Genomic DNA, 9349 nt, shown 5'->3' with positions numbered 1-9349 from the left:
ATATCAAACAATACAATGCTGCTAAATGCGACATAGCTGCATAAAACACTGCAAATCCAACGAATCAATATCTTTTTAAAAAATGATATTTTCACCAAGGGGAAAGTCTGCCCTTTTTTAGAAGAAAAATATTTTTCATTTACCTATTGACATTTATTAGCTGGACTCTGTCAATTTTACGTTTGATTAAAATACAACGACCAAAAGCATCTTGAACGCTTCCTGTCCATATACCGCGTGAGGGTGTCCAGCTGGCATGACGATGGATTCTCCTTCATGCAACAGATATTCTGTGCCGTCAATGGTGATTTTTCCAACGCCGTCCAGACAGGTTACGAAAGCGTCGCCGCCCGATTCATGGGTGCTGATTTCCTCGCCCTTTGCGAATGAGAACAGGGTAATACTTACTGCCGGATTTTGCGCTAGCGTCTTGCTGACTACCTGCCCCTCCTGATAGGAGATCTGCTCCTTCAGCGTCAGAACCTCGGCTTGCGCAATGTTTTTCATTTTTTTACTCATAACAGTCACCTCCTGCAATATAATTTGTTTTTGTCTGTCGGATATATTCCAAAAACTGAAGAACCGAATCAGAGGTTATTCCAGAATCTTTCCATCAATCGAGATAGTGACCACCTGCCAGGGAATGAATTTTCCGCTTGCCTGCAATGCTTTTTTAGCAGCTAACTCCAGTCCGCCGCAGCAGGGAACTTCCATCCGCACAATGGTCACGCTCTGGATATTGTTGTTTTGGATAATCTGCGTCAGCTTTTCGCTGTAATCCACGTTGTCCAGCTTGGGGCAGCCAATCAGCGTAACCTTCCCACGCATAAAATCCTCGTGCATTCTGGCATAGGCATATGCGCTGCAATCTGCCGCAATCAGCAACTTGGCTCCTTCAAAATAGGGGGCACCTACTGGGACCAGCTTAATTTGGCAGGGCCACTGCCTCAGCTGTGACTCAGCCTGCATCGGGGCAGAAGGAGCAGATTCCTGCGAATGCTGGATTCGCTGCATTCGGCTGCCCGGGCAACCCGCATGAACACCAACGGAAGGAGAATTCATTCTGTTCTTTTTTCTCATATTTTCCTGCACAGCCTTTTCGTCATAGGCAGCAGCTTCCCGTTCCACAAAGGAAATCGCACCGGTGGGGCAGGTGGGCAGGCAATCGCCCAGACCATCGCAATAATCGTCCCGCAGGAGTTTTGCCTTCCCGTTTACCATGCCGATAGCCCCTTCATGGCAGGCTTCGGCGCAGGCCCCACATCCATTGCACTTTTCTTCGTCTATCTGAATAATTTTCCGAATCATGTTTGCTTCATCCTTTCTCTTGCGTTTCTGGATTTAGTATACTATAATATGAAATGAAAGTCTGTTGTTATAACAACAAGGAGTGAAAAATATGAATTTATCCAATACACAACTGTTTCGAGGACTGGAAGAAGCAGAGATTACATCTCTTTTGGGTTGCCTGAATGCCACAACGCGTAGTTTTCAAAAAGGAGAGGTAATCCTTTCAGAAGGAAACATCACGGAAAATATCGGGATCTTGCTGTCCGGCCTGGCGGTGATCTCCTGCAACGATATCTGGGGCAATACCAGTATTTTGGGTCATGTTGCGCCCGGCTCTGTATTCGCCGAGGTGTATGCCTGCATTCCGGGGGAGCCGATGTTGGTTACGGTGTCCGCTGCGGAGGATACATCCATATTGTTTATGAATGTGGGGCGTGTCCTGGCTACTTGTACCAATGCCTGTCCATTCCACACAAGACTTGTCCGAAATCTGCTGACTGTCTGCGCTCACAGAAACCTTCAGCTTTCTCAAAGAATCCAGCATACCAGTTCCAAATCCATTCGGGGGCGGTTGATGTCCTATTTTTCGGAATGCGCCAAACGCGCCGGGAGCAATTCTTTCCTGATCCCCTACAACCGCCAACAGTTAGCTGATTATCTGAATGTGGACCGCAGTACCATGTGTAACGAGCTTTCAAAAATGCAAAAAGACGGAATTATTGAGTACAGCAAGAATCAATTTTTATTAAAAGATAGCTTGATGTTTCAATAGAGAGTATGAGTGATTCATTGTATGTTTTCTGATGATCTATTTTATCAAAAAAATACTTTTAAGTGTCCTTCAAAAATCTCTCAAGCTGTTATATATCAATATGTTATACCTTTCCAATACATGGGAGTCATAACTTCTGCAATCTCTGGCAGAGTGACATCCCGCAAGGCCCATCGTTTGAACTCCTCAAAACCAGTACGGTCTACAATGTAGCCAATATGCTCTTTTCCGCCGGGAGCATTGGGGTCGATGTACTCCTTCACATAGTCGTAGGTATTGAGAATGATTTTGATAATACTGTCTTCGTCCACCCACTTGATGAAATCTTCACCCAGACGCGGGTTCTTTTTGCCAGTTCTACCCAGCAAAGTAAGTCTATAGTATTTCTTTTCACTACGAGTCCATGCAGCATTCGGACAGGCCAAAACACATTCTCCACAGCCAATGCATCGCCGCTCATCTCGTTGAGGACGGAAGTTGACTGGCTTCAGAGCCTCAACAGATTTCTTTTTGCAGGCTTTTACACAGGCCCCGCAGCTAACACAACGATCAGACTCAAGATGAGGTACTGTCATACCCATGATGCCAAAGTCATGCATACGTACTTTGGCACAATCATTGGGGCAACCAGTCAGAGCAATCTTAAAGTGGAGATCGTTGGGGAAAACAGCTTTTTCAATACGCTGGGCAAGCGCAGTGGTATCATAACAGGCGAATGGACAGACACGGTTGCCCACGCAAGCGGTGATATTTCGGGTTCCAGCAGCAGGATAGCCGCAGCCCACTTCATCCTGATTGATCTCCAAACCGTCAATCAGGCTTTGAAGGGCAGCATTAACCTCTGGCATCTTTTCAAAAGGAATACCAGGAATCTCAAATCCCTGTCGGCTGGTAATATGAACTGTGCCATTTCCGAAAGTTTCTGCAATATGCTGAATTTGGCTCAGATATTTGGCATCCAGATGACCACCGGGAACACGGATTCTGGAAGCAGTCATACCACGTTCTTTAGTGACACGAAACGCATTCTTTTTTAGTATTTTTGTGTTGATATCCATGTTACCCCTCCTTAATCTACTAAAAATTTCCCTTTGGTATAGTTAAATACTGGACCGTCCAGGCAAACATAGGTGTCCCCAATTTTACAGTGACCGCACTTGCCCAGACCGCAGCACATTTTCCGTTCCTGAGAAATCCAGACATTTTCTTCTGGAAGTCCAATATCCAGTAATCCCTGCACGGAAAAGCGCATCATGGCAGGAGGCCCTACTACAACAGCCACTGTGTTCTGCACATTATCCAGTTTGATTTGAGGGATGTACTGAGTAACAAGGCCCACATGACAGGCAACATCCTCTTCTGCACAATCTACCGTAAGGATGATATCCATGTTTTTTTTCCAGAGCTTCAGATCGTTGCGGAAAAGAATGTCATGCGACGTTTTGAAGCCTGCAATCAGAGTCATATGCCCCCGCTGCTCTGGATGATTGAAAAAGTAATCCACCACTCCTCGAACAGGCGATAGACCAGTTCCGCCAGCCATGACGATGATGTCCTTACCTGCATAGTCTGATACATCGAATCCATTCCCATAGGGACCACGCAGCAAAAGAGTATCACCCACATAATGTTCAAAAACTTCATTGGTAACCTTGCCCACTCGACGAATGGTTAGATCTACGAAGTTGTCTCCAATACCACTGACTGATATAGGAGCTTCTCCATATTTAGGAATCGACACTTCAAAAAACTGTCCCGGCTTAACATCTCCTTGAAACTCCATACGGAACGTATACTCAATTTTTGTGTGCCGAATTACTTCCAAAATTTTGGATGGGAAAGAAATATAATCATTTTTCATCATTGTTCAGTCACCTCCGTCATAGCACTCTGCAATTTGTTGATGCAACCTGAAAATGAGATATACTCCGGACAGATATCGTCGCATCGTCCGCAACCCACACACATGTGATAGCCATTGCGTTGTTTGTAGTCCAGTACCTTGTGCAGTACCTTGAACCGCATCCGTTCTCCGTTTTTTTTCCGATAACTGCCGCCACCGGCCACATCGGTAAAGCCATCTACCATACAGGAGGCCCAGATACGACGGCGCTCTCCAACCTTGCCATTCTCACTATAAAAGAGATCCTGCATAGTAAAGCAGGTACAGGTAGGACAGACAAAATTGCAACGTCCACAGTTGATGCAGCGGCTATTGTATTCCTCCCACATAGTACTTTTGGCCACCTCTGCGGTCAGATTTTCAGGGACTTGAACTGTAACTTGGTTTTCAGTGACATGAGCAGGGATGACTTCCTGCTGTTCACATCCAGCTTGTACTAACTGTTTCACCCATGCCTCATCCTTACAGTCCACCAGATAGGTGCCGTCAGGCTGGCGGTCGATGCTCATATCATATTTAGTGCTTACATTGGTTCCCATACTGACGCAGAAGCAATTTTCAAAGGAATGTTCACAGCCCATCAGCACAATTTTAATGTTATCCCGCAGATGCTGATAGTAATAATCTGCTGGACCGTTGTGTAGGTACATATCGTCCAGCCGCTTAAGAGCATATAGGTCGCAGCTACGCAAGAAAATGACTGCGCCTTTTTGGGGAAAATCGGCTTCTTTGGTTTGCCCTTCCGTAAAGAAGAACAGGGTTTGAGAAACGGGTGTCAGCACTTCCTTGAAGGAATAATCAGATTTTTTGTCGAACACGATTTCGTCAGCATGTTCAATTTTTCCATAACGGATACAATCTGTATCAGAAAAGCGTCCGCCGCCAGAAAAGTTGCGGGGAGCATAGATATGGTAATTTGTTTGCCATGTCTGAAATAATACATTCAGTTGCATATCAGTAATATGAAAGCCCATATATTTTCCTCCTTATACTTAAATAACTACATGATGACTATAAGGAGTGTAACACAAACAAAGAAGAATCCATGTTGCGTGTGCAACATGGATTCTTCTTTGTTTGATGCTGTAGATTATTTAATGGGGAGCTTGTAGTATTCAATTATAACAGTTGGAATGTGTTTTTTTCATAAGAAATCAGTCCATCCTTTTGCATATAAGATAGTTCTCGAGTTAACGCGCTGCGGTCGGCACATAGATATTTAGCCAATTCAAGTCGACTTAAGGGGATGGTAAATTGCCTGCTATCTTGATCAAGGGCTTGTTGCTGTAAATATGTAAGAATTTTTTCTCGTAGAGTTTTTTTCGAGATTACTTCAATTTTGTGCATCAGCTGAACATTTTTGTCTCCTATCAGTTGAACCATATTTTCAATCAACCGATGATGAAAGGTACAGCTCATTTTACATGAGTGAATAATTTTATGGAAAGGTAAAAATAGAACTGTACAGGGTGCAGCTGCGAAAAAACTAACATGTGCATCTAAATGGCTTCCACAAGAAAAAGATTCCCCAAAAAGCTCACCATCTTTCATTGCTACAAGGAGTGTCTGGTAGCCTTCTGAATCTTCCTTAACCATATGGACGATGCCAGACAATATAATGCCAACACTTCGAACCTCATTACTTTCCAGAAGGATAATTTCATCTTTTTGATAATTTTTTTGGAAGCTTCCCAAACAATTCAACATGGCTGGAAGATCCTCTTCACAAATACCATTGAAGATTGGGAGCGAAGCAAGTTGTTTGAAATTAAGTTGCATATTGTCTCTCCTTTCTTCTGAGATAAAGTATAGCATTTTGTGGTAGGTGTTGCAAGCGCAACACAGAACTGATGAAAAATGCTTTATTCTTATAAAGAGATATAAAAATTTTTCAAGAAAGGATACTTGTCAACGTGATTAATAATGAAACCCATCTTTTATACAGTGTATTGTGCTATGAAGAAGGACATTGTAGACGTACGCAACATATCCTTAAGGTTTATGCATTAGCCAAGCTGTTTGGTGAGCAAGAAAAAATCTCTGTTGAAGATCAGCAAATTTTGCAAGCAGCAGCCATTTTACATGATGTGGCAATTAAATATTGCAAAGAACATTATAACGGGGATGCCAGTCAGAACAATCAGAAACAGGTGGTATCTATCCTTGTGACTCGCTTTTTAGAATCGGCCAATTATCTTCCGTCGTATGTTCCGAAAATCATTGAACTAGTGAATTGCCATCATGATTATGACAAGCCCAAAAATAAACTATTGCAACTTTTGATGGAAGCCGATCTAATTGTAAACTGCTATGAAAACCGGCCAGATTATAAAAAAGCAGAGTATATAAAGAAAATTTTTCAAACAGATGGAGGAAAGGAACTGATGGCACTTTGTTTGAAAAAAGAAATGGAATAGGAGGGTATTATGTATCAGGAAAATATAATTGATATGTTAATGCGGAAGATGATTCATTTTAACCAGAATGATCCACAACGCATTCATCATTTGATAAAAGTTCACAGTTTTGCACAGATGATTGGTCGTATGGAACAGTTGGATGGGCATAGTCAGTTTTTGACCGAATGCGCCGCATTGGTTCATGATATTGGTATTCGGCCGGCAGAAGAAAAGTATGGGATGTCCAGTGGGAGATTACAGGAGCAAGAAGGTCCTTTTTATGCCCGCAAAATGTTGGGAGAGCTGGGATTTGAGGAAGCAGACATCAATCGAATCTGCTATTTGGTAGGACACCATCATACCTACGCAGATATAGATGGTATTGACTATCAGATTCTTGTGGAAGCAGATTTTTTGGTAAATTTTTATGAAGATAATCTGGGAAAAAACACAATAGAAACCACATTACAGAAGATTTTTCAAACAGAGTCAGGAAAAACACTGTGCAGACTTTGTTATTTCGGTCACTGAGGAAATATGGCTATGGCAGATAAAAAGCAAACTCAAATTTTATTGATCAATGATATGGCAGGTTATGGCAAGGTCGCCTTATCTGTCATGATTCCTGTTTTATCTCACTTGAAATTTGAAACTTTCAATTTGCCTACTGCACTTGTTTCCAACACTCTGGATTATGGTCAGTTTGATATTCTGGATACAACAGAATATATGGAAAATACGCTTCTGGTATGGAAGAAACTCATGTTTTCTTTCGACGCAATCTGTACCGGATTTATTGTGTCGGAAAGGCAGTCATCTCTTGTATATGAATACTGTAAGGAACAACAAAAATCAGGTACTTCGATTTTTGTTGATCCAATTATGGGAGATGACGGAAAACGATACAATGGTGTAACAAATCAAGTAGTCGCTTACATGAAACGGTTGTGTTCTATTGCAGATGTGATTGTCCCCAATATTACGGAGGCGTGCTTTTTATCCGAATACACAGTTAAACACACTTACTCTGAACCGGAAATTGAAGTAATCGCAAATCGACTACATACGCTTGGTGCCAAATCCGTTGTGATTACAAGCGCAAATATCAATGGAAGAATGTTTACTGTTGTAAAAAGTTCTCCGAAAAATTCGTGTATCTTGCTTCCTTATGAAGAAATACCGGTGCGTTTTCCAGGTACAGGGGATATTTTTATGGCGATTGTAGTAGGGCATTATTTAAAATCAGGCCAGATTTTAGAGAGCGTACAAAGTGCAATGAGACAACTCGAAAAAATTATTTATGCTAATCTACATGATACTGACAAATACAAGGGAATTCCCATTGAACAATTTTTGGAGGAAATTAACGATGAAAAAGCCTAAAATTAAAATCAGTTTAATAGATCAAAAGGGACATATGGGGTGCCATCGTGGTCATCGAATTGGAGATACCTTTGACTTTGATACCGAAAGAGGCGCTCTCTGCCCAATGGCCATGCACGTGGCTTTCCCTTACATTGACATTCTGCGGTATGGGGGAAAACTCCCCAGCCAACCAGATGGCTCCATTGTATTCTGCTGTCCAGATGTGGATGTAATCAATGTATTTAAAATTGAAGTAGAGGAGGAAAAGAACTGAAATGAATCCTTATATCAAACAAGCAAATCAGCAGTTTGTTCCTGTATATAATCGTTATCCCATTGTATGGGATCATGGCGAAGGTATGTACCTTTATGATACAGAGGGAAAACGGTATTTGGATTTCGGGTCTGGAATCGGTGTGTGTGCTTTGGGATATCACGATCAGAATTACACACGTACACTGCAAGAACAGATGGAGAAGCTGCTACACACCTCTAATCTTTTTTATAATGTTCCTGCGATTGAAGCTGCAAAGCTGTTCAATCAGGCATCTGGCATGGAGCAGGTGTTTTTCACCAATTCTGGAACGGAAGCAATCGAAGGTGCGGTTAAAATTGCTAAGAAATATCATTTTTTGAAGCATAATAATCATAATGGAGAGATCATTGCCATGAAAAAATCCTTTCACGGCAGATCTATGGGGGCGTTATCCATAACAGGGAAAGCAACCTATCAGGAACCTTTTGCTCCTATGCTTGCTCATGTTAAATTTGCCGATTTCAATGATCTGGACAGCGTTAAACGCTTGATTACAAAAAATACCTGTGCAATTTTTATGGAAACAGTACAAGGTGAGAGCGGAATTTATCCTACCACTGAGTACTTTATCAAAGGAGTCCGAAAGCTTTGCGATGAGAACAAAATTTTGATGGTTTTGGATGAGATTCAATGTGGTATGGGCAGAAGCGGAAATATGTTTGCGTATCAGCTGTACGACGTTGCTCCCGACATTGTGGTTTCGGCAAAGGCTTTGGGATGCGGAATTCCGGTAGGTGCAATTGGAACCAGAGGGGCAGCAACCGGTGTATTGTGTGTAGGAGATCATGGCACAACTTACGGCTCCAATCCTCTGGCCGCTGCAGCCGTTACTGCTGTATTCCAACTTTATCAACAGTATAACATATTGGCGAATGTCAGGGCTATGACGACCTATTTAGATAAGGCATTGTCCGAATTGGCCGCTCAAAAAGTTGTGATCAAAGAGGTGCGCGGACTGGGGCTTATGAAAGGAATTGAACTGTCTGTACCTGCCGCATACTATATAAATGCTTTACAAGAAGCGGGAATTATCGTAATTCCTTCAGGTTCACATGTGATTCGCCTGTTGCCTCCGTTGATTTTAGAGAAAGAGCATATTGATGCGTTACTGTATGTGCTTAAGAAAATATTATAACTAGAGTACATATATGCTGAATCAACGTGAATTCCAATAATGAGCGATATTTTGATAATTCGGCACAAAAGGAGCTTCCTGTATAATTCAAGTATAGGGAATTCCAAGAAAGAAGGTTGAGAAAAAAATACCTCAGAGTAAAATAAGATTACTGACTTGCAGGTTAGTG

12 protein-coding genes are annotated in these 9349 nt (G+C 42.1%); 6 read left to right on the top strand and 6 right to left on the bottom strand.

Annotation, left to right across the window (positions count from 1 at the left end; translation table 11 throughout):
- Positions 1-186: 186 nt before the first annotated feature.
- Entirely contained in the window at positions 187-519 is a 333-nt protein-coding gene (locus NFR99_RS13735) for a cupin domain-containing protein (protein WP_156354597.1), read from the bottom strand.
- A gap of 75 nt (positions 520-594) precedes the next feature.
- The gene (locus NFR99_RS13730; protein ID WP_135976953.1) at positions 595-1308 is read right to left on the bottom strand and encodes an ATP-binding protein; all 714 of its coding nucleotides are present in this window, start codon (positions 1306-1308) and stop codon (positions 595-597) included.
- Positions 1309-1399: 91 nt separating this feature from the next.
- Between NFR99_RS13730 and NFR99_RS13725 the strand changes: the two genes are divergently transcribed.
- Positions 1400-2062 carry a Crp/Fnr family transcriptional regulator gene (locus NFR99_RS13725; protein ID WP_022239855.1) on the top strand — a complete coding sequence of 221 codons (663 nt, stop codon included), beginning with the start codon at positions 1400-1402 and terminating at the stop codon, positions 2060-2062.
- A 95-nt stretch (positions 2063-2157) separates the two neighbouring features.
- Here NFR99_RS13725 and asrC read toward each other — a convergent pair whose 3' ends face one another.
- The 4 genes from asrC to NFR99_RS13705 all read right to left on the bottom strand — a co-directional run bounded on the left by asrC (position 2158) and on the right by NFR99_RS13705 (position 5744).
- Positions 2158-3120: a sulfite reductase subunit C gene (asrC, locus tag NFR99_RS13720; protein WP_172540510.1), complete on the bottom strand. Its 963-nt coding sequence runs from the start codon at positions 3118-3120 to the stop codon at positions 2158-2160.
- A gap of 11 nt (positions 3121-3131) precedes the next feature.
- On the bottom strand, positions 3132-3926 hold the full coding sequence (asrB, locus tag NFR99_RS13715; protein ID WP_251353934.1) for an anaerobic sulfite reductase subunit AsrB: 795 nt from the start codon (positions 3924-3926) through the stop codon (positions 3132-3134).
- On the bottom strand, positions 3923-4939 hold the full coding sequence (gene asrA, locus NFR99_RS13710; protein WP_135976956.1) for an anaerobic sulfite reductase subunit AsrA: 1017 nt from the start codon (positions 4937-4939) through the stop codon (positions 3923-3925). Before asrA ends, asrB begins: the two co-directional genes overlap by 4 nt.
- A 145-nt stretch (positions 4940-5084) precedes the next feature.
- On the bottom strand, positions 5085-5744 hold the full coding sequence (locus NFR99_RS13705; RefSeq protein ID WP_251353933.1) for a Crp/Fnr family transcriptional regulator: 660 nt from the start codon (positions 5742-5744) through the stop codon (positions 5085-5087).
- Positions 5745-5878: 134 nt separating this feature from the next.
- Between NFR99_RS13705 and NFR99_RS13700 the strand changes: the two genes are divergently transcribed.
- The 5 genes from NFR99_RS13700 to NFR99_RS13680 are packed head-to-tail and all read left to right on the top strand — an operon-like array spanning position 5879 to position 9180.
- Entirely contained in the window at positions 5879-6382 is a 504-nt protein-coding gene (locus NFR99_RS13700; RefSeq protein WP_168354857.1) for an HD domain-containing protein, read from the top strand.
- A gap of 9 nt (positions 6383-6391) precedes the next feature.
- Positions 6392-6895, top strand: coding sequence for an HD domain-containing protein (locus tag NFR99_RS13695; protein WP_135976959.1), 504 nt, complete (start codon positions 6392-6394; stop codon positions 6893-6895).
- Positions 6896-6907: 12 nt separating this feature from the next.
- The gene (locus tag NFR99_RS13690) at positions 6908-7747 is read left to right on the top strand and encodes a pyridoxamine kinase (RefSeq protein ID WP_172540515.1); all 840 of its coding nucleotides are present in this window, start codon (positions 6908-6910) and stop codon (positions 7745-7747) included.
- Positions 7734-8003, top strand: coding sequence for a TIGR04076 family protein (locus tag NFR99_RS13685; protein ID WP_022068465.1), 270 nt, complete (start codon positions 7734-7736; stop codon positions 8001-8003). Before NFR99_RS13690 ends, NFR99_RS13685 begins: the two co-directional genes overlap by 14 nt.
- Position 8004: 1 nt before the next feature.
- Entirely contained in the window at positions 8005-9180 is a 1176-nt protein-coding gene (locus NFR99_RS13680) for an aspartate aminotransferase family protein (RefSeq protein WP_251353932.1), read from the top strand.
- Positions 9181-9349 lie beyond the last annotated feature (169 nt).

Source organism: Hominisplanchenecus murintestinalis, from assembly GCF_943193015.1.
Taxonomy (GTDB): domain Bacteria; phylum Bacillota; class Clostridia; order Lachnospirales; family Lachnospiraceae; genus Hominisplanchenecus_A; species Hominisplanchenecus_A murintestinalis.
Note: the sequence above shows the minus strand (reverse complement) of the source record. Positions and strands in the feature narration are given on the sequence as shown.